Consider the following 26,591-nt stretch of genomic DNA (forward strand, 5'->3'; position numbering starts at 1 on the left):
AGCGCCTCAACGCAAATCCGTCAGCGAGCCTGTCGGGTCCACTGATCCATCCAGCCGATCACCTCGCGGTACCATTGCCGCGAGTTCTTCGGCTTCAGCACCCAATGATTTTCGTCCGGGAACACGACGAGGCGCGACGGAATGTCGCGCCGCTGGAGCGCCGTGAAGGCGGCCAGCCCCTGAGTATAGGGGATACGGAAATCCTTTTCGCCGGTGATGACGAGTTGCGGCGTCTTCCACTTGGCGACGTGGTTGACCGGGTTCCATTTCTCGAAGGCCTGCGGGTCCTCGTAATAGGTCTTGCCGCCGTGCTCCCACTCGTCGAACCAGAGTTCCTCGGTTTCGTACGCCATGGCGCGCGCGTCGAAGACGCCGTCGTGCTGGACGATGCACTTGAACCGATCGGGCCACTGCCCTTCGATCCAGTTCATCATATAGCCGCCATAGGAAGCGCCGAGCGCGCAGGCATTGTCCCCATCGAGCCAGGTGAACTTCGCGGTTGCAGCGGCCAGACCCTTCTTCAGGTCCTCCAGCGGCCAGCCACCCCAATTGTTGCGGATCGCATCGGTGAAGGCCTGGCCATATCCCGTCGATCCGTGGAAATCGACCGCGACAAGGCCGTAACCGGCGCCCGCGAACACCGCCGGGTTCCAGCGATAGGACCAGCTGTTGTTGCTCGAACCCTGCGGCCCGCCGTGAACCATATAGGCGACCGGCACCTTGCCGGTGCTGCCGGTCGGCTTCACCGCATAGCCCCAGACGGTATCGTTGTTCGCGCCGGTAAAGCTGAACCGCTCCACCACCGGCATGTCGATGCCGGCGAGTTTGGCGGCGTTGACGCTGGTCAGCCGCTGCGGCGCGGTGCCCGTGCCAACACGAAAGAAATCTGCCGGGGCGATCAGCGAATCCAGTGCAACGACCGGCCCGGTCGGCGTCACCGCCACCGCGCCGACATGGCCCTGCTGCGTCAGCCGCTTCACCTCGCCGGTCTGCGCATCGACGCGGAACAGCGGCGTTTCCTGCGTGTCGTCGGCGGTGACATAGACCGACTTGGAATCTGCGGCCCAGGCGATTGAGCCTACGGATCGGTCCCACCGTTCTGTCAGCGAGATCACCCGGCCGCTCGCGAGATCCCGCAGCATCAGCACCTGCCGATCCGCTTCATAGCCGGGACGGCGCATGGCGAACCAGGCTAGCGTGCGACCGTCGGGCGAGACAGTCGGCTGGTTATCGGTCGCCTGGTTCTCGGCGGTGAGGTTCACCGGCGCGGTGCTGCCATCCGCCGGAACCGCGAAAATGTCGAGGTTGGTCGAGGTTGGCTCGATGCGGCCCGCTTCGCGCATGGCGAAGTAGATGGTCTTCCCGTCCGGGCTCCAGGACACTTCCTCCGCGCCCCCGAACGGCTTGGAAGGCGTATCGCCGACCAGTGTGCCGACGATCGCCTGGCCATTACCCGGCGCACCTGAGGAGCCGAGCGGCAGGACGAAGAGCTGCGATCGGGTGCCATCAGCCCAGGTGTCCCAGTGGCGAACGAACAGCCGGTCATACGCCCGGCCCGAACCTGCATCGGCGCGCTTCTTCACCATCGGCAGCTCAAGGCTGGAGGCGCCCGGTCGACGATCGGCCCAGATGACGATCTTGTCACCGGTGGGCGCCACCTTGAACCCGTTGAACCCGCCAGCGAAGTTGGTCAGCTTGCGCGGCGTGCCGCCGGTGACGGGCACGGACCAGATGGCGTCGCCCGCAGTGTAATAAACGGTGCTGCCGACGATCTGCGGATCGTTTTCGTCCACTGCGGGATCGGCCAGCAGGCGCTGCGGCACCGCCCCCTTGCGTGACAGATCCAGCCGCCAAAGATCGTAGCGGCCGCGATTGGCGTCCATGTCGGTCTCGCGCTGCGCCCACACCATCCAACGCCCATCCGCCGATACGGCAGGCGCGCCGACGCGGCTGAGCGTCGTAACATCCTCGATGGTCAGCGGGCGGGCGGCAGCCGGGGCCGAGACGACAGCGAGCGCGATCAGGCTCGCGGAAAAGGGCATCCTCATGGGAATGCGGTAAAGCAGATCGTTACTGATGCGACAATCGCCATGTCGGCGCCAGCTTGCGCTCGGAACGTCGGGTGCAACGCGGCAGTGCGCCGGCGAACGTCACCCCTATCGTCAGGAAGCGCCGCGAGTCAGCTTCGCGATTTCGCGCGCGACGATCGTTTCCACCATGTTCGGCAGATTGGCGTCCAGCCATTCGCGCAGCATCGGTCGCAGCATCTCGCGGACCAATCCTTCCAGCGTTCCGTCGCTCTGCGGCTCCGGTTTTACCAGCAGTCGCGAAAGAGCATCGATGGCCCCACGGGTCGCCTGCGCGGTTCGATCCGACAGCAGGGTCGCGGCGGCATCCGCGTCCAGCTTTGCCGCCTCGGGTTCGGCAGGTGCTTCGGCCCGCGCCTGAACCGGTGGCATGGGATGGCTCAGTTCGAGCACTTCCTCGGGCGCCGTATCCTCGTCCCGCTCTTCAAGTGCAGCGGGCAATGCAGGGCGGGCAGCGTTCGCGCGACGCTGTCGAATTGGCCGGTCATCACCTTCCTCGGCGATGATGCGCTTGATGGAGGAGAGAATGTCCTCCATCGACGGCTCGGCGCTGACATCCCCCATGCGCGCAGTCCACCCCATCCAGAAAGCCGCCGACGATCAGCGGTTTGGTGTGTTTTCACCTGTGGTCAATGCCGGGCTCCTGTCAACCTTGCTGCTGTCGAGCGCGGGATCGAGCGGACGCGTAACTGTGGCATTCTGGGGCGCGACGCCGCTGGTGGACGACGAAATCGCGGTTGGCGTCTCGCCATCGCCGAAGTCGGAGAAGCGGTTGCGAACAGCGTTGTAGTTCTCCGCCGAGTTATACAACGGGCCGCCCTCGAGCCCCAGGTCCTGCGCTTCGGCCTGCCCCATCGCCGCCAGCAACGCGAAGCCGGCGACATAAGCGTCGCGCCGCGCGGTTACGAGCGTCACCTGGCTGTTCAACAGTTCCTGCTCGGCGTTGAGGATATCAAGGATCGTGCGATTGCCGACGCTATTCTCCGCCCGAACGCCTTCAAGGCTGAGCCGGTTGGCGGCAACCGCCTGCTCCGATGAAGCAATCACCTCCAGCGAGGAGCGCCAGATAGCGAACGCAGACCGGGCCGAGGCGATCACCTGACGCTCCGCGGCGGTCGCATTTTCGATCGCCTGCGCACGCGTCGCCTGTGCCTGACGCACCAGTGCCGCCGGACGCCCGCCCTGGAAAATCGGCAGGCTGACGTTCAGCCCGATGCCAGCCGAGGTGCCCGATTGCCCGACGCCCAACCCGGTGCCGCTGCCGAGCGATCCCAGATAATTGACGTAATTTCCGGTCGCCCCGACCCCCAGGGTCGGCAGGCGGCTCGCACGCGCCACGCGCACGTCAAAGGCGGTCGCGTCCCGCTGCTTCAGCGCCGCGAGCAGGGTGGGATTGTCACGGATCGCCACATCGACGGCGCCATCTGCCGTCTGCGGCAAATTCGGGAGCGCCGGCGGCGGCGCGAGCGTGCCGGGCGCATCGCCGACCAGCCGGACGTAGTTCTCACGGCTGGCGATCAGCGTGGCTTGCACCCGCTGCAACTGCGCGCGAGCGAGGCTCAACCGCGCTTCCGACTGGGCGACATCGGTGCGGGTCAGGTCGCCCACCTGAAAGCGATCGCGGCTCGCCTGAAGATTGGTTTCCAGCACGCGGACGTTCTGCGCGTTCAGCCCGACGATGGCCTCGTCTCGGATCACGTCATTGTACGCTGCCACCACTTCGGAGAACAGCGACGCCTCCGTGCCCCGCAGCCCGAACTGGCCGGCTTCGACCCGCGTCTCTGCCGCGCGGACGGAGTTGCGAACGGCGCCGCCCGAATAGAAGGGTACATTTAGCGCAAGCTGCGCCTGCGCCGCGCGAGCCGGCGTGGTGAAGGAATTGCCGCTGCGCAGGTAGTTTTCGTTCAGCCCCGCGTTGGTGGACACGGTCGGTCGACCGGCCGCCCGCGCGATCGGTACATTCTCGTCCACTGCACGCTGCTGCGCCCGACTTGCCGTGATTGTCGGGTTTTCACGATAGGCGCGCGCCAGCGCCTCTCGCAGTGTGTCGGCGTGGGCTGGCGATGCACTCAGCGCAAGAATCAGGGCGGCAGAAGCGACACGGGTCATTGCGGCTCTTTTCAGAAGGTGAAGCGTGTCGGTTTGGCGAAGCCGGGCAACAGACAGCAATTGACATCGGCAAAGTCGATCATGGCAAAGCCGCCTTCGCTTCTCCGCCCGGTAGCCAGCCTGGTCACTCCATTGTCGTTCAGGCCACCGACGATCCGCCCGCCGGTCCGCACCTGCGCCACCAGTTGCTCGGGAAGCTGCTCCACGGCGCCATCGATGATCATCACGTCATAGGGGGCGCCTTCGGGGTGGCCGGCCTCCAGAGGGCCTTCGACAATCGCGATCCGATCGCTCGTGCCGAGCGCCGCGCGCGCCTGCGTGACGAGCGCCGGATCAACTTCCACCGCGACAACGGAGGCTACCAGCTCCGCCAGGACCGCAGCCGTATAGCCCGTGGCGGCACCGATCAGCAGGACGCGATCGCTCGGCAGCAAGCGCGCCTCGGTCAGCAGGCGACCGGTGGCGATCGGCAGGTTCAGCGATCGACCGCCGCCAAGTGCGACCAGATCGTCGCGATAGGCAAAAGGCGCCTTTTCCTCAGGCACGAACCGCTCACGCGGGACCACGGCCATCGCCGCCACGACACGCGCATCCGATACCGCATTGGTGCGAAGCTGGCTTGCCACCATCGCTGTGCGCATGGCGGCAAAATCCGGTTGGCGTTCCATCGTCATCGTCATCTTCTCACCTGTCGCACGACTGTTTTATTGTGGCAATACACTTGTCATCCAGAGTGGCGCTTTATCGCGCGCCGGCACGGCCGCCAACGTAGAAACTTGACACGCCCGCTCTGTCGCCGCATCTGCCCGCCCTCACTTCCATCGAGGCCCGATGGCGGAGTGGTGACGCAGAGGACTGCAAATCCTTGCACCCGGGTTCGATTCCCGGTCGGGCCTCCACCTTCTTGTCGCTTTTCGCGCCAGGGCTGCTCAATTTCGCAAAACGAGAAGGTTGCGCAATTAGCCCGCGGCGCGCTGTGGGAAAACCACCGGTCGATGCCGTCGACCATCAGCGATGACTCGAAGGCAGCGGAGCGTATATCGTGAGCGAGGGCTTGTGCCTTGCGACGAAGCACATGGTGCAGCCTGCGACGACTCCGCCCGTCCGCGAAGTTTTTAAATGCGACGAGATGGCACAACCGGCCCCCAGCGCACACTGTTGGCTCAGAGCGCGCGTATGCGGCGACTCGCCATGTCGGTCGCCATCGTTCGCCGAGCATGGAAAAACGTCGGACGAACGCGCGCATGATCACCGGGGACGCTCGGGCGGCCTGGAGGTCCGCAAACGCCCTACTGCGATCCGAGTAGGCACCGCACGAGCCGCGGACATGTGGGTCGATCGTATGTCCCGCAGGAATAGCTGCAAATTCCACGACGCATGACCATCATGGAACAATCGTTACAACGCCAAATCTGCCTGCCGCTTGATCGGAGCCTCGGTGATGGATGGCATCTTCGCGGTGGTGGTCACCGCCGGTGAAGCCATGGCGAGTTGCAGCGCATCGGCGGTAGCCGCCCAGGTTTGCGCCATAAGCGCCGGTTCGTCGTTCAGCTTGATGCCATAGCTCGGCACGATCGTGCGGATCTTTGCCTGCCACGCCGGGGTCGCGAGCTGCGAGCCGAACACGCGCTTCAGGAGATCGAGCATGATCGACGGCGCGGTCGAGGCGCCCGGCGATGCCCCTAGCAGCGCCGCGATGCTGCCGTCCTTAGACGCGACGATTTCAGTGCCCAGCTTCAGCACGCCGCCCTTCGCGGGATCGCGCTTGATGATCTGCACGCGCTGCCCCGCCTGCCACAGCCGCCAGTCGCCGTCTCTGGCGTTCGGCAGATACTCGCGCAGCGCGTCCATCCGGTCCTCCTGCGACATCATCAGCTGGCCGGCGAGATATTCGACGAGGTCGAAATCGTCCCAGCCCACCGCCACCATTGGCCGAAAATTGTCGAGCGTCACCGATTTGGGCAGGTCGAAATACGATCCTTCCTTCAGGAACTTGGTCGAGAAGGTCGCGAACGGCCCGAACAACAAGGTCTGCTTGCCGCCGAAGAAGCGCGTATCGAGATGCGGCACCGACATCGGGGGCGAGCCGACTGCGGCCTTGCCATAGACCTTGGCGTGGTGACGGTTCGCCAGCGCCGGGTTTTCGGTAACGAGGAACGAGCCGCCGACGGGGAAGCCGGCATAATCTTCGCCCTCCGGGATGCCAGACGCCTGCAGGATCGGCAGCGCCCCGCCGCCCGCCCCGGCGAAGACGAAGCGCGCGTTGATTACCTGATCCGTCCCGGCTTTGGCGTCATAGGCGACGACGCTCCAGCGCCCGTCCGACCGGCGTTCCAGCTCACGCACCTCATGACCGGTGGTGAGCCGGAAGCCCGGGGCGCGCCCAAGTGCCGCGATATACTGCCGCGTCACCTCGCCCCAGTCGACATCGGTACCGAGCGGCGAGCGCGTCGCGGCGAAAGGCGTGGCGGGAGTTGCGGGAGCGCGGCCCTCCATCATCAGCGGCGCCCATTGCGCGATCGTCTCCGCGTCGGTGGTAAAGTCCATGCCCGAGAACAGCGGGCTCGCACCGAGCGCGGCGTGGCGCTTGCGCAAGAAGTCGACATTCTCCTCGCCCCAAACCAGATTCATATGCGGCGTCGAGTTGATGAAGGTCCGCGGCTTCGCAAGGACGCCGGCCTTCACCTGATGGCTGAGGAACTGGCGGGTGACCTGGAATTGCTCGTTGATATCGATTGCCTTGGCGATGCTCACCTGCCCCTTGTCGTCCATCGGGGTATAGTTGAGCTCGCACAGCGCCGAATGGCCGGTGCCGGCATTGTTCCAGCCGTTCGAGCTTTCCGCCGCGACCTTGTCCAGCCGCTCTACCATCTCGATCGTCCAGCCCGGCTCCAGCTGGCGCAGCAGCACGCCAAGCGTGGCGCTCATGATCCCGCCGCCGATCAGCAACACGTCCACGTCGCGCGCCTGCCCTGCGCTCGTGGAGCAGCGCGGTAGCATCGCCGCGCCGCCCACCACGGCCGCCCCGCCGAGCAGGCCGCGGCGGGTGAAGCGGGGTAGACGGGACGCGCGCTTGGGGTCGGACATGAAGGAGGCCTTTCGGATCAGAAGCGGAAGCTCAGCCACCCGGCCAGGAAGTCGGAGCTGCGGTAGCCGGCGTTGGTCAAAGCGGGGCCGGCGGCGAGATGCTCGTAGCGGCCGGTGAAGGAGAGGCGCGGCGTGATCGGCCAGATGACTTGCAGTCGCGCGACATCGGCGGTCTTGCGATCGCGCACGTTCTGGGTACCGGCGAACGGCTGGCCGTTGGCGCGATAGACCGCGTCGCGCACATCGTCGCGCCAGGCGAGTTCATACTCGGCGGTGACGCGCACCTTGCCGACCGGCGTAAAGCTGACGTTCGGCGCGACGGCGATCAGGTTCGAGGGCGTCAGCGACAGCTGGTAACTGTAATAGATGTTGTTGCCGAACGGCGCATAGGCGTTGCGTAGCTTGCCGTCGCCATAGCCCCCGCCCCCGCTGGCATAATCGACATGGACGCCGACGCGCGGCGCGGTGCTACCGTCGCCAATGCGATAGGTTTGCGCGATAAATGCCTGCCACGCATCGATCCGCTGGTCGCGATAATGGCCCCATTGATGGTTGACGGTCCAGTCGAGCGCGAGCGGCCCGACATCGCCCCACAGACGCGCGCCGCCGTAGAAGCGCGTCGCCGGCCCGATCCGCCCGCCCCAGGCGCCTACGTCATTGCGTCGTCGCCAGAAAAACGGGTCGAATTACAGCTTCGAACCACCGAACAGAGTGGACGGCAGCACCGCGCCCAGAGTCACGCCCGAAAAGCGCCGCGCGGGATCATTGACGTCGTCATCCACGCCGAGATCGCCATAGGCAGTCGGCTTCAAATCGAACAGATCGACACGGAAATGACTGGTCCGCGCCCAGGCGCGCACACCGTTCAGCGTATAGCGGATCGTATTGTTGTCGCGTTGCGACGTGAGCAGGTTCGATCCGTCGGTAAATTCCTGCCGCCCGTAGCGTGCACCGAGCGCGACGCCCGCCGCATCGCCCTTCGCCTCGACGAAATATTGCTGGAACACCAGATCGTTGCGCAGCGATGTCGAGGGAGTGCCGAGGTTGCGCCCCGCGATCCCGCCATGTGCCACTTCTCCGTAGAAGCGCAGATGCGGCCCGACGTGCAGGTCCGCCCCGCCCACCAGCCGCGTGATGTCCTGCCGCTGGTGCGAGGTTTCGCGCAGGTTCGGGTTGCTCGTCATGTTGACGCGAAGCCGCGCCTCTCCCGAGAGCGTCAGATAGACGTCGCCATCGTCATCGAGCGGCAGGAATTTCAGCCGGTCCAGCGGATCGTCGCGCTTGGCGGGATCCTGCATCACGCGCCAGTCCTCGGCCCAGCGCGATAGGTTGTAGCCGTTGGTGGTCGCCCCGTCGCCCGCCGCAGCGGCAGGATATTCGTTGGCAGCCGGTGAGGCCGCGGTCTGCGCCGTGGCGGCCGTCGCAAGCAGGAGGGGCGGCAGGAACGCGCCGAAACGATACATCATGGTACGAACTTTCACGCGGCCGGGACGGCATCGGCCGAGAGTTGATCGACGGGCGTTGCTTCCCCGGCGAGCGCGCGACGCAGTTGCTCGCTGTCGAGCCGCCCCTCCCAGCGCGCCACGACGATGGTCGCCACCGCATTGCCGATGAAGTTGGTGAGGCTGCGGCATTCCGACATGAAGCGGTCCACGCCCAGGATCAGCGCCATCCCCGCCACCGGCACGCTAGGCACGATCGACAGCGTCGCCGCGAGTGTGATGAACCCTGCGCCGGTCACCCCGGCCGCACCCTTGGACGAGAGCATCGCGACGCCGAGCAGCAGCAATTGCTGCCCCAGCGTGAGATCCACGTTGCACGCCTGCGCGATGAACAATGCCGCCAGCGTCATGTAGATGTTGGTGCCGTCGAGGTTGAATGAATAGCCGGTCGGCACGACGAGGCCGACGACCGATTTGGGGCAGCCTGCGCGTTCCATCTTCTCGATCAGGCTAGGCAGCGCGCTTTCCGAGCTGGAGGTGCCGAGCACCAGCAGCAGTTCAGCCTTCAAGTAAGCGATCAGGGAAAAGATCGAGAAGCCCGCCCAGCGTGCGACCAGCCCCAGCACCACGACCACGAACAGGATAGAGGTCAGATAAAAGGTGCCGACCAGCATCGCGAGATTGGCGAGCGTGCCGACGCCATATTTGCCGATCGTGAAGGCCATCGCGCCGAACGCACCAATCGGGGCTGCCTTCATTAGGATCGCGACGACCTTGAACACGACGAGCGACACCTGCTCCAGCGCCGTCGTAACGCGTTCCGCCCGCTCGCCGACGATCGCCAGGCCGACGCCGAACAGCACCGCGACGAACAGCGTCTGGAGGATGTTGCCTTCGGTCAGCGCCGAGAGGAACGTGTCCGGGATGATGCCGACCAGGAAGCCGGTCAGCGTCGTCTCATGTGCCTTGGCGGCAAAATCGGAGACCTTGCTGGTATCGAGTGAGGCCGGATCGATGTTCAGCCCCGCGCCCGGCTGCACGACATTGGCGACCACCAGCCCGACGATCAGCGCCAGCGTCGAGAAGAACAGGAAGTAGGCGAATGCCTTGCCCGCCACACGGCCGACCGCGGCGAGATCGCGCATCCCCGCGATACCGCTGACGATAGTGAGAAAGATCACCGGCGCGATGATCATCTTCACCAGCTTGATGAAGGCGTCGCCAAGCGGCTTCATCGCCTCGCCGGTGGCGGGCGCGAAATGGCCGAGCAGCACGCCCGCGACGATCGCCACCAGCACCTGCACATAGAGGTGCTGGTACCAGGCTTTCGCCGCGGGGGGCGTCGTCGAGAGTTCGGTCGTTGTGATCATGGGCTTTCAAATCCTCTCGCTGCGGGACGAATCCGTCCGGCCTCTTCACGGGCGGTTGGGATTCAAGAATTTTGCTCGCGGCCGACATGCGGGCTGGCACGATTTCGCACTTTCACTTAAGTCTATGTAATGGTGTATTTTTTTCTGCCTTAGCAAAGATCAGAGCGGACACTAAGGGCAGAATTCGACACATGTCTGATCGGAAAAGTGCAAAAAGTTGCATATGAAACCTCAGCCGCTATGGGCGGGCGGATGAGCGTCAATTGGCGATCAAGCGGGCTGCGCTGGGCGATCGGCACGATCGTGCTGGTCGTCGCGCTGGCGCTGCTCGGTGGGCAGCTCGCCGAGCGTCGGACGCTTGCGGCATTGCGCGCCCAGGCGGCAATTGATGCGCGGCTGCGCGCGGTGCTGCTTGACAGCGAACTTGCCCGCTTCCGCTTGCTGCCGCTCGCGCTGGCCGATGATCGAGACGTCGTTGCCGCCATCTCCGGTGCGCCTGATGCGCGCACCGCGCTGGATCGCAAGCTGGAGGCGCTGGCTGGCGAAACCGGCGCGCCCGCTATCTATGTCGTCTCGCCCGAAGGAATAGCCATTGCGGCGAGCAACTGGCGCACGGCAAGCAGCTTCGTTGGCAACGACTATCGCTTCCGCCCCTATTTTCGCGAAGCGCAGGCGACTGGCGCAGGCAGCCAATATGCGATGGGCACCATCAGCCATCGCCCCGGCCTGTATCTCGCGCGCCGTACGGTCAGTCGCGGGGTGATCGTGGTAAAGCTGGAGTTCGACCGGATCGAGCGCGAATGGGCACGCGCCGGCGGCATCTCGATAGTCCGCAACCCGCTCGGCGTCGTCTTCGCGACCAGCCGCCCCGAATGGCGCTTCGCCGCCAGTGGCCCGCTTCGAACTGCCGACAAGGCTCGCATCCGCGCCGAAACGCGCGTCCCCGCCGCCGCACTCGCCCCGCTCCCGCTCCGCCCGATCGCCGATGGACGGCTACGCGGGGCGGGCGCGACTTATGTGGCGCAGGATGTGCCCGTGGCGCAGCGCGGCTGGCGCCTGACTTTGCTCCACCCGGTTGATGCCGAGGTCGCAAGCGCCCGTCGTGCCACCGCGCTGATCGTCGCGATGGTGACGTTCGCACTCGCCGCCTTTGCCTTTGCCTTGCGCCAGCGCGCCACACTCGCCCGCCGCCGCACTGCCGAGCTGGAGGAGGCGGTCGCCGAGCGCACTGCCGCGCTACGCCGCGAAATGACCGAGCGCGCCGACAGCGAGGCGCGCGCCGCCGACCTGCGCGAGGCGCTGCGCCAGGCGAACCGTCTCGCCTCGCTCGGCCAGATCACCGCCAGCGTCGCGCATGAGACCGCACAGCCGGTCGCCGCGATCCGCACTTATGCGCAGAGCAGCGATATCCTGCTCGGCCGCGGCGCGATTGATGAGGTGCGCGGCAACCTTTCCGCGATCGCCCGCCTCGCGGACCGAATCGGTGCGGTGACGGCGCAGCTGCGCGGCTTCGCCCGACGGCGCAGCGACGAGCTGCGCCCCATCGCGATAGCGGAGGTGATCGACGGCGCAGTGTTAATCCTGAAGGACCAGCTGCGCGCCGCCACGCTCGACCGGCCAGATATCGATCCTGGCATGACGGTCATCGGCGGCAAGGTTCGCCTCGAACAGGTGCTGGTAATCCTGATGCAGAACGCGCTTGAAGCGATGGCCAATCAGGATGATCGCCGTATCACCCTGACGCTCGCCATGGATGAAGGGGCCATCCGGCTCATTGTTGCTGACAACGGCCCCGGCATCGCGCCCGAGATCGCTGAACGCCTATTCACGCCATTTGTCACCAGCCGCCAGCAGGGCCTTGGCCTAGGCCTCGCGATCGCACAGGATATCATGGAGGAAATGAGCGGCGCACTGCGCCTGATGCCGTCATCACGCGGCGCTTGCTTCGAGATTGCGATGCGTCGCGCATGACTGACACGCCGCCGCTCACGGTTGCGCTCGTCGACGATGACGACGACCTGCGCCACGCCACCACGCAATTGCTGACACTGCATGGTTTCGCCGTAACCGCCTATTCCGATGCAACAACCGCCCTTGCCGCGATCGGTGCGGACTTCGTGGGCGTGGTCGTCACCGATGTGCGCATGCCCGGCATGTCAGGCATCGAATTGTTTCGCACGCTCGCCGCGCGCGACGCCGAGCTGCCGGTCATACTGATCACCGGCCATGGCGACGTCACGATGGCGGTCGACGCGATCAAGGCTGGCGCGTGGGATTTCCTCACCAAGCCGTTCGACCCTGAGGCTCTGGTTGCGGCGGTCTCGCGCGCCGCCACGGCGCGTCGCCTCGCGCTGGAGAACCGCCGACTGCGCATCGCTGCCGAAACCCCCGGCGACGACGCGCTGATCGGCGACGCTCCCGCGATCCGCCGGTTGCGCGCCATGATCCCGATCCTCGCCGACGCCGCGCTTGATCTGGTGATCGAGGGGCAGGTCGGCACCGGGCGCGAGCATTTCGCGCGCCTCGTCCACCGCGCCGGCCGTCGAGCGCGCCACCGGTTCCTGAAGATCGATTGCGCGACAGTGGCGCCCGAACTGGTCGAGCGCGACCTGTTCGCGCGCAGCGGCGCGATCGCGCGCGCCGATCGTGGCACGCTCTTCCTCGACAATCTCGGCATGGCAAGCGCTGACCTCCAGCACCGCCTTGCCCGACTCGCCGAGACGCGCGCGGTAGCGCTTGACGCACGCGATCCCGATGCGGTCGACATCCGCATCATCGCCGCGATGGACGAGGGCGCGCGCGACACTGTCTCGCCGGCGCTGTTCCACCTGCTCGCAGGCGTGCCCGTTCGCATGCCGCCACTCGCTGAGCGCACCACCGACATCCCGCTGCTCTTCGCCCATTTCGCGGCAATCGCCGCGGCGCAGCATCGTGTTCCCCTGCCCCCGCTTGCCGACCATGCCCACCGCCTTGCCGCGCGTGACTGGCCGGGCAACGTGCTCGAATTGCAGAAGGCCGCAGAGCGCATCTGCCTCGGCCTCGAAGACGAGGTCGGGCAGGATGACATCGCCCCCATGGACCCGTTACCCGCCCGCCTCGACGCCTTCGAGCGCGCCGCGATCATTGATGCGGTAACGGCGGCAGACGGCGAGATCGCACTGGCGATCGAGCGTCTCGGGCTGCCGCGCAAGACGTTCTACTATCGCGTGAAACGCCTCGACATCGACTTGCGGGCACTGCGCGGCAAGCGTTGATCGGCCAAGCGAACACACACAGTGCTGAAGTCGTCCCGAATGTCTTCAGTCATCGGCCTCCGCAAAAACCTCTTCGTCGGCGCGCTAACATCGCCGGGAGGCTCGGTCGTTTGGCGAAGCGTTTTCATCAGAGGCCGCGCGCAACAAAGATTGTGCGACCTTGTTCGCTATGATCCGACTGAAAGTAGCTGACATTCGCTCCCTCTGTTATGGTGTGGCCGCCGACGCGAGGACGAATAGATGAGCGAGCCGAAATCGAGTCGATTGGACAAGCGCTTGTTGATGGCCGGATGCGTCGTGGCGGCGATTGGTTACGGTTTGCTGCTTACCGCTGTGGTGCAGCCGGTCTTGAATTGGTTCATGACCAACGCTCGGATCGATACGGCAGTGAACTTTGCTTGGGTGTTGAGTTTCGTGATGCTTGACCTTGCAATGATCGATACCGGACGCAGGCTCAGGCAGGCGTATCGTGCCGGGATGCAAAGCGGGTTCTGTCCGCAGCGTTCCATTTCGTCGCGGCAACTCCGACTAAGCTCGATCTCGGACGCCCCCAGATGAGCGAAGAGGTGTGTGCCGGCCGGGCCACGTAGCTGCGCAGCCCGGGCAGAACCGACATTTTCTCGATCAAACCGCATTAGCGAGGGCGATTGCGACACGGCGTCAAATGAGCGCCGCCGTTCCCGCTTGGCCCCGCTCCAAACCGCGCGGAGTGCATCTATCGCGACGTGTTCGAACCGATCCGGCAGCATCTGTCGCACGTTCGCAGCAAATCACTGCTACGAAGATCGCCGGCAGTGGCGGTGCATTTTGCGGCGCCACAGGAACGGAGGGCGTCATGCGCGATGTGGATGGCGATTCCCAATGGCTCGTTCGCGCACACCATTGGCTGGTTCTTGGCTTTCTGCTCGGCGGCGCCAGCGCGTGCATGCTGTTTTGACTTCGGCTACTGGGCGCGCGCGCCTGTACCGATCGTGACAGGCGCGCACGGGCGACAACTACGGCTCGGCAGCAGGCCTGTTTTATGGGGCGGCTCCCAGCCAGTCTGAACCACTGTTTTCAATCGTGCTGAACTTGTCCAAGTGCGACAGGCTCAGGCGAGCCGATCAAGATGATGGCAAACGGCTCCCGCGAGCAAGGCCGTCATCCCTCCGGGCGGCCTTGGCCATCAATCCCGGCTGCGTGTCGGCCGCAGCTCACGCGCCAGGACTTGGATCAACGGCAGGTCCGCGGGCGGCATCGCCAGTCCGGCCAGCGAATCAACATCGACCCACGCGGCGTGCTGGGCTGCTATAGCGAACGGCGTCCCGCTCCATTGATCAATACGGTACAGAAGAAGCACGAGGTTGCGATCGGGTGAGGGCACGGTGGTGAAGGAAAGCGGCCGCATCGCGCCTTCGTCCACCATGATGCCAAGCTCCTCGTACAGTTCGCGGACGAGTGCAGCCTCGGGCGTCTCGCCTGCCTCTACCTTGCCACCCGGGAACTCCCACAGGCCGCCATGCTGCTTCGCAATCGGCCGCTGCTGGACGAAGACGGATGCGTCCGGCGCCACCAGCGCCGCGGCAACCACAAGAATTGTTTGTAGATTCGCGTTCTTCGCAGCGGTCATGTCGACCTTTCGTTAAGCCTGTCGTGCGATCAACCGCGACATGTACCGAGCCATGGCCTTGATCAAACCCGCGCTTGCGACCTGCCGGAAGCTTCTCCGCAGCCGCAAGGGCGCAACGGCCGTGGAATATGGCCTCATCGCCGCCCTGATCGTGATCGCCATGATCGCGAGCTTCAGCGGCGTGGCCGACATCACCATCAACATGTGGAACAAGGTAAGCGACCGGGTGGTTCATGCGCGTTGATGGCGCCGCCCCGGCCTTAAATGTTTTTCAACCCGCATGTGTGATTGACGGGGATACCGGAGCGGGGAGCACCTTGGCCGGTCGGGTGACTGAAGCTTTTCATTATCGGAGATCGAACATGCAGAAGATGCGCGCTTTCATTAAGGATTCCAAGGGCGCGACCGCCATCGAGTACGGCCTCATCGCCGCGCTGATCGCCGTTGCCGCCATCACCGCCATGGGCACGCTGGGCAACCAGCTGTCGACCACGTTCACCACCGTGTCGGGCAAGATGAACACTTCGGTTCGCTGATACGTCTGACTGGTCCGGCGATTTCCGCCGGCTTGGGAACCATCAAGGGCGGCGAGCAGGTGCTCGCCGCCCTTTTTGTTGGTCAGCTAAGCGCGCGGCCCATCGCCAGGAACTTCTCGCGCCGTTGGCGGCGCAGCGTCTCGGCATCAAGGGTGACGAGCTCCTCCAACGACTTCTCGATGGCATCACCCAGCGCACCGATCGCGGCAGACGGGCTGCGATGCGCGCCGCCCAGCGGCTCGGCCACGATGGTGTCGATCACGCCAAGCGACTTCAGGTCCTGCGCGGTCACCTTCATGGCTTCCGCCGCCTCTGCCGCCTTCTCCGCCGTACGCCAGAGGATCGAGGCGCAGCCTTCGGGTGAGATCACCGAATAAACGGCATGTTCGAACATCAGCACGCGATTGCCGCTAGCCAGCGCTATTGCGCCGCCGGAGCCACCCTCGCCCACCACGGCCGATACCAATGGGACGCCCACGGCGAGGCACGCCTCTGTCGATCGTGCGATCGCCTCAGCCTGGCCGCGCTCTTCTGCCTGGAGGCCGGGAAAGGCACCGGACGTATCCACCAGAGTGACAACCGGAAGGCCGAAACGGTCCGCCAGCGACAGCAGACGCACTGCCTTGCGATACCCCTCCGGCTTGCCCATGCCGAAATTGTGCCGCAGGCGGCTGGTGGTATCGTCGCCTTTTTCGTGCCCCATCACCAGCACGCGGCGGCCGCGGAAAGTGGCGAAGCCGCCCAGGATCGCCTGATCGTCGCCGAACGCGCGGTCGCCCGCCAGCGGCACGAACTCCTCGAACAGCCCGGCGACATAATGTTTGAAGTGCGGCCGTTCCGGATGGCGGGCGACCTGCGTCTTCTGCCATGGCGTCAGCTTGGCGAAAGTATCGCGCAGCAAGCGGTCGGACTTCGCCTGAAGCTTCGCGACTTCGGCCGCAATATCGACGCCGCCCTCCGCACCCGTGTCGCGCAGCTCATCGATCCGCGCCTGGAGTTCCGCAATCGGCTTTTCGAAGTCGAGAAATGTCGGCATCGTGCGCAGCTAGGCGCGCGGCTTGGCCGCGTCAACGAGCGGGTGTCGCTCATTGACCAGGGCGACCAAGCGCGCGCGATCCACATGAGTATAGATTTCCGTGGTCGCGATATCGGCATGGCCCAGCATGGATTGCAACGCCCGAAGATCCGCCCCGCCTTCCAGCAAGTGGGTGGCAAAGGCATGGCGGAGGACATGGGGGCTGATCCGATCGGGCGGGATGCCGGCTTCTGCGCCGAGCGACCGGACGATCTGGAACAATCGCACGCGGGAAATGTGCGACTTGCCCGAGGGGAACAGATGCGGCGACTCGGCGGCGACATGATCCCGCCAGGCCGCTACCGCCGCCCGCGCACGGTCGGAGATCGGCACGAGACGCTCCTTGTCGCCTTTCCCCTTCAGGATCAGAAAGGGTCGATCGGGATGAATGGCGTTGCGCGGCAGGGACACGAGCTCGGTCGCACGTAACCCCGAACCATAAAGCAGCTCCAGCAGCGCCGCGTTGCGGAGATCGGCCGGCAGAGCGGGATCACGCGCCAGCCGCTTGGCCGCGACGAGGAATAGCTGCTCCACGTCATGATGGCTGAGCGTCTTTGGTAGAGGCCGGTGGATGCCGGGCTTGGGCAGCGCCCGGCCGGGGTCGTCGGGACGCAGCCCCTCGTCATGAAGAAAGGCGAAAAAGCGCCTGAGCGCCGCGGACTTACGCGCCACGGTCGCCCGCGCAAGACTGGCCCATTCCTCACCAAGCCGCTCTACTGCCGCCGCATCGGCCGTGGCGAGCCTGCCGCCCAGCACCTCGGACGCGAGCAACAGATCGCTGCGATACGCGCTGATGGTATTGCGGGCGGCGCCAAGCTGCGCCGCCATCATCTCCAGGAAGCGATCGATAAGGGCAAGATCGCCCGCCACGATCAGGCCCGCGACACCGCCTCGGCGGCGATCATCCGCGCCTCGCCGCCAAGTCCCACCGCGCGCAGCGCCGCAACGATCCGGTACAGGGCAGCGGGTGGAACGTGGCGCCAGCTTTGCGCCTGCATGCCGATGCCCGCCAGCAGGAGAACAGTCGCGGGTTGCCGCTCGCTCACGGCGCGATCAAGCGCGCGTGTCCAGCTGTTCGCGGCACCGATGCGCACGTCCAGCGCTTCCGCGCCACTTTCGATGTCCTGCGCGGAAAGGCGGCCAAGCCCCGCCAGACCGGCAAAGAACAGCTTGCGCTTCAACGCGGCATCGCCCGTCCCAGTGTAGGAGGCAACCGCCCCGTAAGACAGGCGCGTATTCGCCTCTGGATCAGACAATTCGAGCAGCGCCCAGGCGTCGCCCCCGTCATCGACCTGCCCGCGCCAGCGTTGCGCGGTACGGTCCAGCCCGGCGGACAGCATCGCCGCCACGATCCGGTCAGCCTCGGCGCGCCCATCCCCGGGACGGATGCGCGCCGCGGCCCGCGCAGTCAGGATAAGCCGGGCGTAACGGCCCTGCGGGCTCTCGCCACCATCCCACAATTGGGCAAGAGCCCGCATACGGGTCGCGACGTCCGCACCGACATAGGCCGCCCGCAGATCGGATGCGATCGCGCCAAGTGCTGCCGGCGTTTCCTCGCCGGCGTCCAGCGCTGCGTAAAGGTCGATCAGCGCCGCGTTGGAGATGACGCCCATCGCCGCCGCGGACTCAGCTGCCCGTGCGCGGTCCGCGATCGGAATGGCCGGCGCAAGCGCCCGCCACCCGGTCACCTGAGATCCGACCGTCTGGTACAGCTCATCCGAAATCGGCACGCCGGTGGCCGTCGCCAGCCCGAACCGCCACGTCGTCAACTGGACCACCGAATCCCATTCGATCGTCACGGCCTGACGACTGTTCAGCCCCGCGCCGACCACCTTTTGCGCCAGCGCGAGATCAACGCCGCTTGCCACCCGCTGACGCCGGGCAGCGTCCATCAGCGGCTTGGCGCCGCCTTCCGCATTGCTCAGCGCCGCACACATGGCGCGGGCAAGAACCCAACCGCGCTCGCTGTTGCCCGCGCCCTCTGTCAGCGGACACAGCCCCGCCGGATCCGCCGTGGCGAGCATCGCCTGCATCGCCACCTGCCGATACTTCGGCGTGGCATTGGCAGTGTCGACGCTCTGCAGAACGCTTCGCGCCGCAACCGATTCGCCCATGCGCAGCAGCAGCCACGCGCGCTCAGCCGCGAAATCGGCGCCGTGCAGCCCCTCAGGGGTGCTGACCCGAGAGGCAAGCGCCCGCCGCAGCGAAATGGATAGCCAGCGCGATGGCAGCGGGGCTGACAGCCGCCGCATCAGCCCCTGCAGATAGCCGCCGTCCGCCGCGCCAAAGGCACCGGGCAAGAACCCGCCGTCAGCCGGCCCGACTGGCCCAACGAGCGCAAGCGAGCGCCGCGCGAAAAGCGGCATCTCATATTGCGCCAGCTCCTCATCGCTCGGCCCCGTGGGCGTTGGCGTCGGGGTGGGTGAAGGCTCCAGATCCGGCAACTCGAGCGGCGTACCCGGCAGCGGCTGCACCACCGCGCCATTTGGCTGCGCCACCGGCGGCGGTGCCGGCGCGACCGGTTCGCCGAAGCCGGGCGGCAGCAGCGATTCGGGTGCCTGGCTATTCTGGGCGACCGCGGCTGCGGCGAGTGAAGCGGCGGCGGCAAGCGCCGCGATCAACCTAGCTCGCGAGATTGCCAAGCTCGACCGCCTTTTCGACCTGCGTCGTCGGCTGCTCCGTCGCGCTGCCCGCGAGAAAGAACAACCCGCCGACCACGACGACCAACAGCACCACAAGCGTGACGATCAACCGCGACATGTTTCAACCCTGCACGGCGCGGGCGGACCCACGCTAGTAAACCGAAATCGCCGAGCCTTGTGCCCGGGGCGCTGACGCGCTGTATAGCCCACGAACTCATGTTGCAAAGCCCCACCGCCCCCACCCGTAATCGCAAGAGCCGCTGGCAGCGTCAGCCGATCGTGCTCGTCGGCCTGATGGGCGTGGGCAAATCCACTGTCGGAAAGCGCCTGGCGCACCGGCTTGGCCTGCCATTCGTCGATGCCGACAACGAAATCGAAGAAGCGGCCGGCATGTCGATCGCGGACATCTTCGCGCAGTTCGGAGAGCCTTATTTCAGGGATGGGGAACGCCGCGTCATTCAACGGCTGATCGACGGCCGGCCGAAAGTGATCGCCACCGGCGGCGGTGCCTTCGTCAACGACGCGACCCGCGCGCTCATCCTTTCCGACGCGCTCGCCATCTGGCTGGATGCCGATATCGACGTGCTGGTGGAGCGGGTCCGCCGCCGCGACACACGCCCGTTGCTGCGCGGAAAGGACCCCGCCAGCGTGCTGCGCGAGCTCGCCGCGGTGCGCAATCCGCTCTACGCCCAGGCGCATATTCGCGTGCCAAGCAACAACGCCCCGCATGAAGCGACGGTGCGTGCCATTCTGGATGCCATCGGTTACGGGGCCCCATGACGATTGTTCCGGTGGCGCTGGGCGCGCGCAGCTATGACGTGGTGATCGAGGCCGGGCTGCTGACCCGTGCAGCCGAACTGCTGGCTCCCATCTCGCGCGGTCGGCCCATGCCGATCGTGGCGGATGCGAACGTCGCGCCGCATCTCGATACGTTGCGCGCGTCGATGGCGGCGGCGGGCATCACGGGCGAGGCGATCATCATCCCCGCTGGTGAAGCATCGAAAAGCTGGGCCACGTTGGAGCGCCTGACCGATCGGCTGCTGGAACTCGGGGTGGAGCGTGGCGATCATGTCATCGCGCTGGGCGGCGGCGTCATCGGCGATCTTGTCGGCTTCGCTACCGCCATCCTGAAGCGCGGCTGCGGCTTCGTTCAGATCCCGACGACGCTGCTGGCGCAGGTTGATTCATCGGTCGGTGGGAAGACCGGCATCAACGCGCGCGCGGGCAAGAACCTGATTGGCGCATTTCACCAGCCCAAGATGGTGCTGATCGACCCGGCCGTGCTGGACACGCTGCCGCTGCGGCAGCTGAAGGCGGGCTATGCCGAAGTGGTGAAATACGGCTTGATTGACGATGCCGCGTTCTTTGGCTGGTGCGAGGAGAATGGCGCCGCGCTGCTCACCGGCGATGCCGCGGCACGCGAATATGCCATCGCGCATTCGGTCAGCGCAAAGGCGCGGATCGTCGGCGAGGACGAATTTGAGACGACCGGGCGACGCGCGCTGTTGAACCTTGGCCATACGTTCGGTCACGCCTTGGAGGCGGAAGCGGGCTTTTCGGACAAGCTGCTGCACGGCGAGGCGGTCGCTGCCGGATGCGCGCTGGCCTTTGGCTATTCCGCGGCACATGGGCTATGCCCCGCCGAGGATGCGCTGAGGGTGGCCGCGCATTGGCAGGAGGTCGGGCTGCCCGACGGGTTGGCTGCCGCGGGGATCAACGTTTCGGCCGAGCAGCTGGTGGAGCACATGCGCCATGACAAGAAGGCGAGCGGCGGGCAGATCCCGTTCCTGCTCGCCCGCGGTATCGGCCAGACCTATCTCGACAAGCAGGTCTCGCTGGAGGACGTCCGTAGCTTCCTGGCGCTCCAGCCGCGCTGATGCCGAATGGTGTCGCCAAGCGTGACTTGCCGACGAAGCTTTGCCCGGCCTGCCAACGCCCCTTCGCCTGGCGCAAGAAGTGGGCAAAGGTCTGGGAGGACGTGATTTACTGCTCGGACGCTTGTCGACGGCGCCGGTAGGTAGGTAGGCAGCCCGGCGTCGCTTCGCCTCGCCGGTTTAACCGCGAGTCGCGATCCAGGCGAGCCAGAGCCATCCGGCGATTAGCAGCGTTCCGCCGATCGGGGTGATCGCCCCCAGCCAGCGCGGCGCGCCCAGCGCCATGAGGTACAAGGTACCGGCGAACAGCGCGCCGCCTGCCACGAACAGCCACGCCGGCCCCCGCGATTCGAGGCGCAGGGCGGCAATGGCGGCTACGGCGTGGATCAGTTGATACTGGCCGCCGGTGCGGAGCCATTCCACGGCCTGGCCGCTGGCGCCATGCGCGCCGAAGGCACCGGCGCCAACCGCCAGCGCGCCAGACAAAGCGGCAAGCATCATCAGCCAATTCATCGATCATTCCCCCAAGGCTGCTGCTCGGCCACCAGCGCGCGAGCCGCCCGGATATCGTTTGCTTCCAGCTGGATACGCAGCCGCTCCTTGTCGCGGGCGCGATACATATCCTCCGCCCGGTCGATGTCGGCGCGGTCGATGCCGAGCCCCTCCATCGCCGCACGCGCCATCTTCACCGCCGATTCGAGCACTTCCCGGACGACAAGGTTGGCGGGGCCGTTCTTCATCCGGATCAACGCACGCCGGTCGAATGCCCGGACATAAATGGCCGCGTTCGGAAAGGCTTCATGCACGGACTCGATCACTTCGGCCGTCACCTGATCACCATCGGCGCAGAACAGGATCATTTCGGCCTCGGCCGCGCCCGCCTGGCGCAACAGGTCGAGCCGGGTGCCATCGCCATAATAGACCTTGGCGCCAAACTCCCCCGCGATGTCGATCATCTCGATATCGGTATCGATCAGCGTAACCGGGATGTCCTGGGTGAGCAGCATCTGGCCGACCGTCTGGCCGAACCGGCCATAGCCGACGATCACCGCATTGGCGCCATCGGCCTTGGGCCCCTCACGCTCGCTTTGAACGATGGGCTGCTCGCGAAAGCGGCGGGTCAGCGACATCAGGAACGGTGTGGTCGCCATCGACAGCGTGATGATGGCGCCGAACAGCGATGCGGCCTCCGGCGCGATGAGATTGGCACCGGTCGCCTGGGCAAACAGGACAAAGCCGAACTCGCCGCCCTGGCTGAGCAACACGCCAAGCGCGAGCGCTGAGCGCCACGACATGCGAAAGGCGAGGCCGATCAGGAAGATCACCAGCGTCTTGGTAGCGATCAGCGCGAGCGCCATGGACAGAACGAACAGCGGTCGCTCGGCGATCGCCGTGAGGTTCAGCATCATGCCGATGGTGAGGAAGAACAGGCCAAGCAGGATGGAACGGAACGGATCCACGTCCGCTTCCAGCTCGTGGCGATAAGGGCTGTCGGCCAGCATCACGCCGGCGATGAAGGCCCCGAGCGCGGTCGACAGGCCCAGCGCCTCCATCAGCGCCGCGCTGGCGATGACGGTGAAAAGCGCCGCGAAGACGAACATTTCCCGCTCGCCCATGTTGCCGATGCCGCGGAACAGCGGACGCAGGATGAACCGGCCGGCAGCGATCAGACCGGCAATCGCCGCGACCGTATAGAGCACCAGCATCCATCCCGGCGGGCCGCCCGCGTCCGCGGGATTGCGGCTCATCGCGGCAATGATGGTAATCAGGGGAATGATCGATAGATCCTGGAACAACAGGATCGAAAAGGCGCGCTCCCCGAAGGGCGTCCGCAAGCGCCCCGATGATTGCAGCATCGGCAGCACCTGCGCGGTGGAGGAAAGCGCGAGCGGCAGGCCCAACGCAAACGCCGCAGGGATGGAGAAGTGCGCAAACAGCGCGACGATCGCGGTGATCGCGATGCCGCAGGCCACCACCTGAAGCAGCCCAAGGCCGAAGATATCTTCCTTTAGCCGCCACAGCCGGGATGGATTGAGCTCCAGCCCGACGACGAACAGCAGAAGGGTGATGCCGAGTTCGGCCACCCCGAGCTTCGATTCGGCGTCGCCGACCAGACCAAGGATCTGCGGCCCGACCACCGCGCCGGCGACCAGATAGCCTAGCGTCGCACCAAGGCCGAGGCGTCGGAACAGCAGCACGAAGCCTAGCCCCGCACCTAGCAGAATCACTCCATCGCGCAGCAGCGATCCCGTGGCGGCGTGCTCCATCAGATCCCCTTTGCCGTGTCGCGGGCCCGCTCGGCCGCTTCGGCAGCAGCCTCGAAGGCAAGCCGGATCGACGCGTGGCGGGCGTGATAATCAAGCGCTGGCGACAGCACATCGAGGCCAGGCCAGTCCGGCAGCTCGCCCTCCTGCGCCAGCCAGGCCGTGAGCGCGTCTCGCGCCGCCGCCAGCTCCGCCGGCGTCCGGCCGAGCACATGGGCGGCGAGCAAAGAGGACGATGCCTGGCCGAGCGCGCAGGCACGAACCAGCATGCCCGCTTCGCTCACCCGGCCATCCGCCCCGAGATTGACGTCCACCGTCACGCGGCTGCCGCAGATCGGCGACCGCCGCTCGCTCGTCCCCTGCGGCTCCGCCAGCCGTTCGTCGATCGGATTGTCGGTCGCCAACCTCAGGATAGCGTCGTTGTAGAGCGTGTCGTTCATGCCGGTCGCCCTCCGCCGAAAGAGAAACCCTCGCCGAACACGGGCTGCCCACGCCGGCGTCGATCGACAAAGTCTGCGATCGCGTTGCTCGTGACGTTGAGGAGCGGATAGGTTCGTGCCTCCTTGATCCAGGCCGGGCGCCGCGTCGGGCCGCCGCCGATCGTATCGAGCACCAGCACCACCAGCAGAAAGGCAAGGCTGGCGATGATCAGCCCCTTCAGCGCGCCAAAGCCGAAACCCAGCGCGCGATCGACCGGGCCCAACACCGATTTGCGCACCCGATCCCCCAGCGCACGCGCCACCATCCGCCCAAGGAAGTAAGTGACGCCGCAGAGCAGCACGAAGGCCAGGACGGCCGCGCCGGAGGCGGTGCCGATCGGCCCTGCCAGCACCTTCGAAAGCGGAAGGTGGAAGATCTTGACCGCAAAGATCATCGCCACCCAGGCGAACAGCGCCAACACCTCCGTCACGAAGCCGCGCTTCAGGCCGAGAAGCGCACTGCCCGCGACGACGGTCAACACCGCAATATCAAGTCCGTTGAGGTTCATTGTTGCCGATCTAGGCCATGATGGTGGTGATGAGAACAGGGCGCTCCTGCGGGGACGGCGATTGCCCGACCTGCCCGCATCGCGCTGCGGAGAGCGGATGCCGGATCAGAGCACAGGTATGTGACACGGCTGCGGCGGGCCAGCATGGCGGTTCGGCGGAGGGAATCACCCTCGCCCGAGCAGATGGTCCACCAGCCGGCCAAGCGTGGAGAAGCCGGCAAGCCGCAGATTGCCCTTCTCGCCTGCCATGGACGCCGGAACCAGGGCCTGGCCGAAACCAAGCTTGGCCGCTTCCTTCAGCCGCAATGCGCCATGCGCCACGCTGCGCACCTCGCCTGACAGAGCGATCTCGCCGAAGGCGATGGCGTCCGCCGGCACCGGGCGTTCGGACAGGGCCGAAACCAGCGCCGCGGCCACCGCCAGATCGGCGGCAGGATCCTGCACGCGATAGCCGCCAGCGACGTTGAGATAGACTTCCGCCGAGGAGAAGCTGAGGCCGCAGCGCGCCTCCAGTACGGCGAGGATCATGGCAAGTCGGCCGCTGTCCCACCCCACCACGGCGCGGCGCGGGGTGGCACCGCTGGCGAGGCGAACGACCAGCGCCTGGATCTCCACCAGCACCGGGCGCGTGCCCTCCAGCGCCGGAAACACCACCGTTCCCGTCACGCTTTCGTCACGCTGGGTGAGGAACAGCGACGACGGGTTCGTCACCTCCGCCAGCCCCTCCGCCTGCATCGCGAAGACGCCGATCTCGTCCGTGCCGCCGAAACGGTTCTTGATCGCGCGCAGGATGCGATATTGATGGCTGCGCTCGCCCTCGAAGCTGAGCACGGTATCCACCATATGTTCCAGCACGCGGGGGCCGGCGATCGTGCCGTCCTTGGTGACATGGCCGACCAGCACCAGCGCGGTACCACGTTCCTTCGCGAAGCGGATCAGCTCCTGCGCCGAGGCGCGCACCTGGCTGACGGTGCCGGGTGCACCCTCGATCAGATCAGAGTGCATCGTCTGGATCGAATCGATCACGAGCAAGGCGGGCGGCTTGCCTGCGCCAAGCGTGGTAAGGATGTCCCGCACCGACGTGGCGGAGGCGAGCCGGACGGGCGCCTCGCCGAGCCCGAGCCGGCGCGCGCGCAATCGCACCTGATCCGCCGCCTCCTCACCCGACACATAGGCGACATCCGCGCCGGCAAGCGCCATCCGCGCCGCGGCTTGAAGCAGCAGGGTGGATTTGCCGATGCCGGGGTCACCCCCGATCAGCGTGGCGCTGCCCTCCACGAATCCGCCGCCCAGCGCCCGGTCCAGTTCCGCAATGCCGCTGGGTAGGCGAGCCGGCAGCGGCACTTCGGCGTCCAGCGCCATCATGGTGACGGAACGGCCGCCGCCCTGAAGATTGTGCTTGGCCTGAAACGGCGTAACGATCGCCGGCGCTTCCTCCACCAGCGTATTCCATTCAGAGCAGTCGACGCATTGCCCCTGCCAGCGTGACGTGACCGAGCCACAGGACTGGCAGACGTATCGTTTCTGCGGCTTCGCCATCATTCATTCCCAAAGCGCCAGCGGCCCGACCTTTTCGCGACAGGATGGAACGCGAAGTGGCACCATCTCGGCCTAACGCAAGAACAACAAGGGAACAATCCCGCCATGCGCAGCCTCGCGGGCGGGGTCGGGCACGCAGGGGACATGTTTCGCCGGTCATCCGGACAAGCACCGGTTTAGCGCGCCACTTGCCGACCATGCCATCCTCATCGCCGTTTTCGGGTCATCGCACCGCGTTCAGGACAGCTTTACTGCAATAAAATATCTCTGGAGCACTCCCCTGCCTTGACGCTCCATGCTGCATCGGCGAAGTCGCGGGACGTTATGAAGAGCCCCTTCCCCTTTGCCGCCGCGGCGCTTTTCGCGCTTGCCGCATGTAACTCCAATTCGGAACCCGAGGTTCTGGATTCCAACCCGGATCCGATGGCCTCGGAACTCGCCAACGCCGGTTCCATTGAACTGCCGCCCGCGATCAAGGCCGACAAGACGATGCGCTGCAGTGACAACAGCCTTGTCTATCTGACCTTCTTCGAAGGCGACAAGCAGGTGGTGGTGCGCACCGAAAAGGGCGGCACGCCGACGACGCTGACCGCGCCGACCGCGGGCGAGCCGCTGACCGCCGAAGGCGGTTGGAAGCTGACCGGCGACACGGCAAATGTGAAGGTCGAGCTGCCCGGCAAGGGCGCGCTTTCCTGCCACGAATAACTTCGTTCAT

At 65.9% G+C, this 26,591-nt stretch carries 25 protein-coding genes, 1 tRNA gene and 1 pseudogene; 10 read left to right on the plus strand and 17 right to left on the minus strand.

Features of this window, described 5'->3' with window-relative positions:
* Positions 1–20 precede the first annotated feature (20 nt).
* The 4 genes from BMX36_RS09175 to BMX36_RS09190 all read right to left on the minus strand — a co-directional run bounded on the left by BMX36_RS09175 (position 21) and on the right by BMX36_RS09190 (position 4,876).
* Complete coding sequence (locus BMX36_RS09175; protein WP_093064627.1) at positions 21–2,048, minus strand: S9 family peptidase; 2,028 nt, start codon at positions 2,046–2,048, stop codon at positions 21–23.
* 114 nt (positions 2,049–2,162) lie between these two features.
* A complete protein-coding gene (locus BMX36_RS09180) occupies positions 2,163–2,651 on the minus strand; it encodes a DUF2497 domain-containing protein (RefSeq protein ID WP_177179072.1) in 489 nt (162 codons plus the stop codon).
* 36 nt (positions 2,652–2,687) lie between these two features.
* Positions 2,688–4,196: a TolC family outer membrane protein gene (locus BMX36_RS09185; protein ID WP_066776466.1), complete on the minus strand. Its 1,509-nt coding sequence runs from the start codon at positions 4,194–4,196 to the stop codon at positions 2,688–2,690.
* 11 nt (positions 4,197–4,207) lie between these two features.
* Complete coding sequence (locus BMX36_RS09190; protein ID WP_066776464.1) at positions 4,208–4,876, minus strand: protein-L-isoaspartate O-methyltransferase family protein; 669 nt, start codon at positions 4,874–4,876, stop codon at positions 4,208–4,210.
* Positions 4,877–5,021: 145 nt separating this feature from the next.
* Here BMX36_RS09190 and BMX36_RS09195 point away from each other — a divergent pair.
* Positions 5,022–5,095 (plus strand) — tRNA-Cys (locus BMX36_RS09195).
* 499 nt (positions 5,096–5,594) lie between these two features.
* Here the strand turns inward: BMX36_RS09195 and mqo are convergent.
* The 3 genes and pseudogenes from mqo to BMX36_RS09210 form a co-directional block, all read right to left on the minus strand.
* Entirely contained in the window at positions 5,595–7,283 is a 1,689-nt protein-coding gene (gene mqo / locus BMX36_RS09200) for a malate dehydrogenase (quinone) (protein ID WP_093065439.1), read from the minus strand.
* Positions 7,284–7,300: 17 nt separating this feature from the next.
* A pseudogene (locus BMX36_RS09205) lies at positions 7,301–8,749 on the minus strand (alginate export family protein).
* A gap of 11 nt (positions 8,750–8,760) precedes the next feature.
* Complete coding sequence (locus BMX36_RS09210; protein WP_093064629.1) at positions 8,761–10,095, minus strand: dicarboxylate/amino acid:cation symporter; 1,335 nt, start codon at positions 10,093–10,095, stop codon at positions 8,761–8,763.
* 252 nt (positions 10,096–10,347) lie between these two features.
* Between BMX36_RS09210 and BMX36_RS09215 the strand changes: the two genes are divergently transcribed.
* From BMX36_RS09215 to BMX36_RS09225, 3 genes are all read left to right on the plus strand, one after another.
* The gene (locus BMX36_RS09215; protein WP_093065441.1) at positions 10,348–12,066 is read left to right on the plus strand and encodes a sensor histidine kinase; all 1,719 of its coding nucleotides are present in this window, start codon (positions 10,348–10,350) and stop codon (positions 12,064–12,066) included.
* On the plus strand, positions 12,063–13,349 hold the full coding sequence (locus BMX36_RS09220; protein WP_066776455.1) for a sigma-54-dependent transcriptional regulator: 1,287 nt from the start codon (positions 12,063–12,065) through the stop codon (positions 13,347–13,349). Before BMX36_RS09215 ends, BMX36_RS09220 begins: the two co-directional genes overlap by 4 nt.
* A 240-nt stretch (positions 13,350–13,589) precedes the next feature.
* A complete protein-coding gene (locus BMX36_RS09225) occupies positions 13,590–13,907 on the plus strand; it encodes a hypothetical protein (protein WP_093064631.1) in 318 nt (105 codons plus the stop codon).
* A gap of 607 nt (positions 13,908–14,514) precedes the next feature.
* Here the strand turns inward: BMX36_RS09225 and BMX36_RS09230 are convergent.
* The gene (locus BMX36_RS09230) at positions 14,515–14,958 is read right to left on the minus strand and encodes a (deoxy)nucleoside triphosphate pyrophosphohydrolase (RefSeq protein ID WP_093064633.1); all 444 of its coding nucleotides are present in this window, start codon (positions 14,956–14,958) and stop codon (positions 14,515–14,517) included.
* Positions 14,959–15,010: 52 nt separating this feature from the next.
* On the opposite strand from BMX36_RS09230, the gene BMX36_RS09235 reads away from it, so the two are divergent.
* Together BMX36_RS09235 and BMX36_RS09240 are read left to right on the plus strand one after the other, a co-directional pair.
* Positions 15,011–15,202 carry a Flp family type IVb pilin gene (locus tag BMX36_RS09235; protein WP_066776406.1) on the plus strand — a complete coding sequence of 64 codons (192 nt, stop codon included), beginning with the start codon at positions 15,011–15,013 and terminating at the stop codon, positions 15,200–15,202.
* Between the two features lie 118 nt (positions 15,203–15,320).
* Positions 15,321–15,494 (plus strand): Flp family type IVb pilin, encoded by a 174-nt coding sequence (locus BMX36_RS09240; protein ID WP_066776403.1) that lies wholly within the window; start codon positions 15,321–15,323, stop codon positions 15,492–15,494.
* A gap of 82 nt (positions 15,495–15,576) precedes the next feature.
* On the opposite strand, the gene BMX36_RS09245 is transcribed toward BMX36_RS09240, so the two are convergent.
* The 4 genes from BMX36_RS09245 to BMX36_RS21690 are packed head-to-tail and all read right to left on the minus strand — an operon-like array spanning position 15,577 to position 19,329.
* Entirely contained in the window at positions 15,577–16,530 is a 954-nt protein-coding gene (locus tag BMX36_RS09245; RefSeq protein ID WP_066776400.1) for an acetyl-CoA carboxylase carboxyltransferase subunit alpha, read from the minus strand.
* Positions 16,531–16,539: 9 nt separating this feature from the next.
* Entirely contained in the window at positions 16,540–17,439 is a 900-nt protein-coding gene (locus BMX36_RS09250; protein WP_093064635.1) for a tyrosine-type recombinase/integrase, read from the minus strand.
* Positions 17,440–17,441: 2 nt separating this feature from the next.
* Positions 17,442–19,211, minus strand: a complete 1,770-nt coding sequence (locus BMX36_RS09255; RefSeq protein WP_093064637.1) for a hypothetical protein — start codon at positions 19,209–19,211, stop codon at positions 17,442–17,444.
* On the minus strand, positions 19,192–19,329 hold the full coding sequence (locus BMX36_RS21690; RefSeq protein ID WP_177179073.1) for a hypothetical protein: 138 nt from the start codon (positions 19,327–19,329) through the stop codon (positions 19,192–19,194). The genes BMX36_RS09255 and BMX36_RS21690 overlap by 20 nt, the downstream gene beginning before the upstream one ends.
* A 98-nt stretch (positions 19,330–19,427) precedes the next feature.
* On the opposite strand from BMX36_RS21690, the gene BMX36_RS09260 reads away from it, so the two are divergent.
* Genes BMX36_RS09260 through BMX36_RS09270 form a run of 3 tightly spaced genes read left to right on the plus strand, consistent with a single transcriptional unit; the run spans position 19,428 to position 21,228 of the window.
* Entirely contained in the window at positions 19,428–19,991 is a 564-nt protein-coding gene (locus BMX36_RS09260; RefSeq protein ID WP_093064639.1) for a shikimate kinase, read from the plus strand.
* The gene (gene aroB, locus BMX36_RS09265; protein ID WP_093064641.1) at positions 19,988–21,088 is read left to right on the plus strand and encodes a 3-dehydroquinate synthase; all 1,101 of its coding nucleotides are present in this window, start codon (positions 19,988–19,990) and stop codon (positions 21,086–21,088) included. The genes BMX36_RS09260 and aroB overlap by 4 nt, the downstream gene beginning before the upstream one ends.
* Entirely contained in the window at positions 21,088–21,228 is a 141-nt protein-coding gene (locus BMX36_RS09270) for a DUF2256 domain-containing protein (protein WP_082745965.1), read from the plus strand. The genes aroB and BMX36_RS09270 overlap by 1 nt, the downstream gene beginning before the upstream one ends.
* Before the next feature lie 37 nt (positions 21,229–21,265).
* Here the strand turns inward: BMX36_RS09270 and BMX36_RS09275 are convergent, their stop codons facing one another.
* The 5 genes from BMX36_RS09275 to radA form a co-directional block, all read right to left on the minus strand.
* Entirely contained in the window at positions 21,266–21,598 is a 333-nt protein-coding gene (locus BMX36_RS09275) for a DUF423 domain-containing protein (RefSeq protein WP_093064643.1), read from the minus strand.
* The gene (locus BMX36_RS09280) at positions 21,595–23,352 is read right to left on the minus strand and encodes a cation:proton antiporter domain-containing protein (protein WP_093064645.1); all 1,758 of its coding nucleotides are present in this window, start codon (positions 23,350–23,352) and stop codon (positions 21,595–21,597) included. The genes BMX36_RS09275 and BMX36_RS09280 overlap by 4 nt, the downstream gene beginning before the upstream one ends.
* Entirely contained in the window at positions 23,352–23,789 is a 438-nt protein-coding gene (locus BMX36_RS09285) for an iron-sulfur cluster assembly scaffold protein (protein ID WP_093064647.1), read from the minus strand. Before BMX36_RS09285 ends, BMX36_RS09280 begins: the two co-directional genes overlap by 1 nt.
* Positions 23,786–24,337: a CvpA family protein gene (locus BMX36_RS09290; protein ID WP_066776368.1), complete on the minus strand. Its 552-nt coding sequence runs from the start codon at positions 24,335–24,337 to the stop codon at positions 23,786–23,788. The genes BMX36_RS09285 and BMX36_RS09290 overlap by 4 nt, the downstream gene beginning before the upstream one ends.
* Before the next feature lie 165 nt (positions 24,338–24,502).
* Complete coding sequence (gene radA, locus BMX36_RS09295; protein WP_066776413.1) at positions 24,503–25,876, minus strand: DNA repair protein RadA; 1,374 nt, start codon at positions 25,874–25,876, stop codon at positions 24,503–24,505.
* A 324-nt stretch (positions 25,877–26,200) separates the two neighbouring features.
* On the opposite strand from radA, the gene BMX36_RS09300 reads away from it, so the two are divergent.
* Positions 26,201–26,581 (plus strand): hypothetical protein, encoded by a 381-nt coding sequence (locus BMX36_RS09300; protein ID WP_066775688.1) that lies wholly within the window; start codon positions 26,201–26,203, stop codon positions 26,579–26,581.
* Positions 26,582–26,591 lie beyond the last annotated feature (10 nt).

The sequence above is a fragment of the Sphingomonas sp. OV641 genome (genome assembly GCF_900109205.1).
In the GTDB taxonomy this organism is placed as follows: domain Bacteria; phylum Pseudomonadota; class Alphaproteobacteria; order Sphingomonadales; family Sphingomonadaceae; genus Sphingomonas.

Bases quoted from the DNA above. Each gene is read 5' to 3' on its own strand.
- BMX36_RS09175 (WP_093064627.1), bottom strand. From the start codon at position 2,048: ATGAGGATGCCCTTTTCCGCGAGCCTGATCGCGCTCGCTGTCGTCTCG.
- BMX36_RS09180 (WP_177179072.1), bottom strand. From the start codon at position 2,651: ATGGGGGATGTCAGCGCCGAGCCGTCGATGGAGGACATTCTCTCCTCC.
- BMX36_RS09185 (WP_066776466.1), bottom strand. From the start codon at position 4,196: ATGACCCGTGTCGCTTCTGCCGCCCTGATTCTTGCGCTGAGTGCATCG.
- BMX36_RS09190 (WP_066776464.1), bottom strand. From the start codon at position 4,876: ATGACGATGACGATGGAACGCCAACCGGATTTTGCCGCCATGCGCACA.
- mqo (WP_093065439.1), bottom strand. From the start codon at position 7,283: ATGTCCGACCCCAAGCGCGCGTCCCGTCTACCCCGCTTCACCCGCCGC.
- BMX36_RS09210 (WP_093064629.1), bottom strand. From the start codon at position 10,095: ATGATCACAACGACCGAACTCTCGACGACGCCCCCCGCGGCGAAAGCC.
- BMX36_RS09215 (WP_093065441.1), top strand. From the start codon at position 10,348: ATGAGCGTCAATTGGCGATCAAGCGGGCTGCGCTGGGCGATCGGCACG.
- BMX36_RS09220 (WP_066776455.1), top strand. From the start codon at position 12,063: ATGACTGACACGCCGCCGCTCACGGTTGCGCTCGTCGACGATGACGAC.
- BMX36_RS09225 (WP_093064631.1), top strand. From the start codon at position 13,590: ATGAGCGAGCCGAAATCGAGTCGATTGGACAAGCGCTTGTTGATGGCC.
- BMX36_RS09230 (WP_093064633.1), bottom strand. From the start codon at position 14,958: ATGACCGCTGCGAAGAACGCGAATCTACAAACAATTCTTGTGGTTGCC.
- BMX36_RS09235 (WP_066776406.1), top strand. From the start codon at position 15,011: ATGGCCTTGATCAAACCCGCGCTTGCGACCTGCCGGAAGCTTCTCCGC.
- BMX36_RS09240 (WP_066776403.1), top strand. From the start codon at position 15,321: ATGCAGAAGATGCGCGCTTTCATTAAGGATTCCAAGGGCGCGACCGCC.
- BMX36_RS09245 (WP_066776400.1), bottom strand. From the start codon at position 16,530: ATGCCGACATTTCTCGACTTCGAAAAGCCGATTGCGGAACTCCAGGCG.
- BMX36_RS21690 (WP_177179073.1), bottom strand. From the start codon at position 19,329: ATGTCGCGGTTGATCGTCACGCTTGTGGTGCTGTTGGTCGTCGTGGTC.
- BMX36_RS09260 (WP_093064639.1), top strand. From the start codon at position 19,428: ATGTTGCAAAGCCCCACCGCCCCCACCCGTAATCGCAAGAGCCGCTGG.
- aroB (WP_093064641.1), top strand. From the start codon at position 19,988: ATGACGATTGTTCCGGTGGCGCTGGGCGCGCGCAGCTATGACGTGGTG.
- BMX36_RS09270 (WP_082745965.1), top strand. From the start codon at position 21,088: ATGCCGAATGGTGTCGCCAAGCGTGACTTGCCGACGAAGCTTTGCCCG.
- BMX36_RS09275 (WP_093064643.1), bottom strand. From the start codon at position 21,598: ATGAATTGGCTGATGATGCTTGCCGCTTTGTCTGGCGCGCTGGCGGTT.
- BMX36_RS09280 (WP_093064645.1), bottom strand. From the start codon at position 23,352: ATGGAGCACGCCGCCACGGGATCGCTGCTGCGCGATGGAGTGATTCTG.
- BMX36_RS09285 (WP_093064647.1), bottom strand. From the start codon at position 23,789: ATGAACGACACGCTCTACAACGACGCTATCCTGAGGTTGGCGACCGAC.
- BMX36_RS09290 (WP_066776368.1), bottom strand. From the start codon at position 24,337: ATGAACCTCAACGGACTTGATATTGCGGTGTTGACCGTCGTCGCGGGC.
- radA (WP_066776413.1), bottom strand. From the start codon at position 25,876: ATGGCGAAGCCGCAGAAACGATACGTCTGCCAGTCCTGTGGCTCGGTC.
- BMX36_RS09300 (WP_066775688.1), top strand. From the start codon at position 26,201: ATGAAGAGCCCCTTCCCCTTTGCCGCCGCGGCGCTTTTCGCGCTTGCC.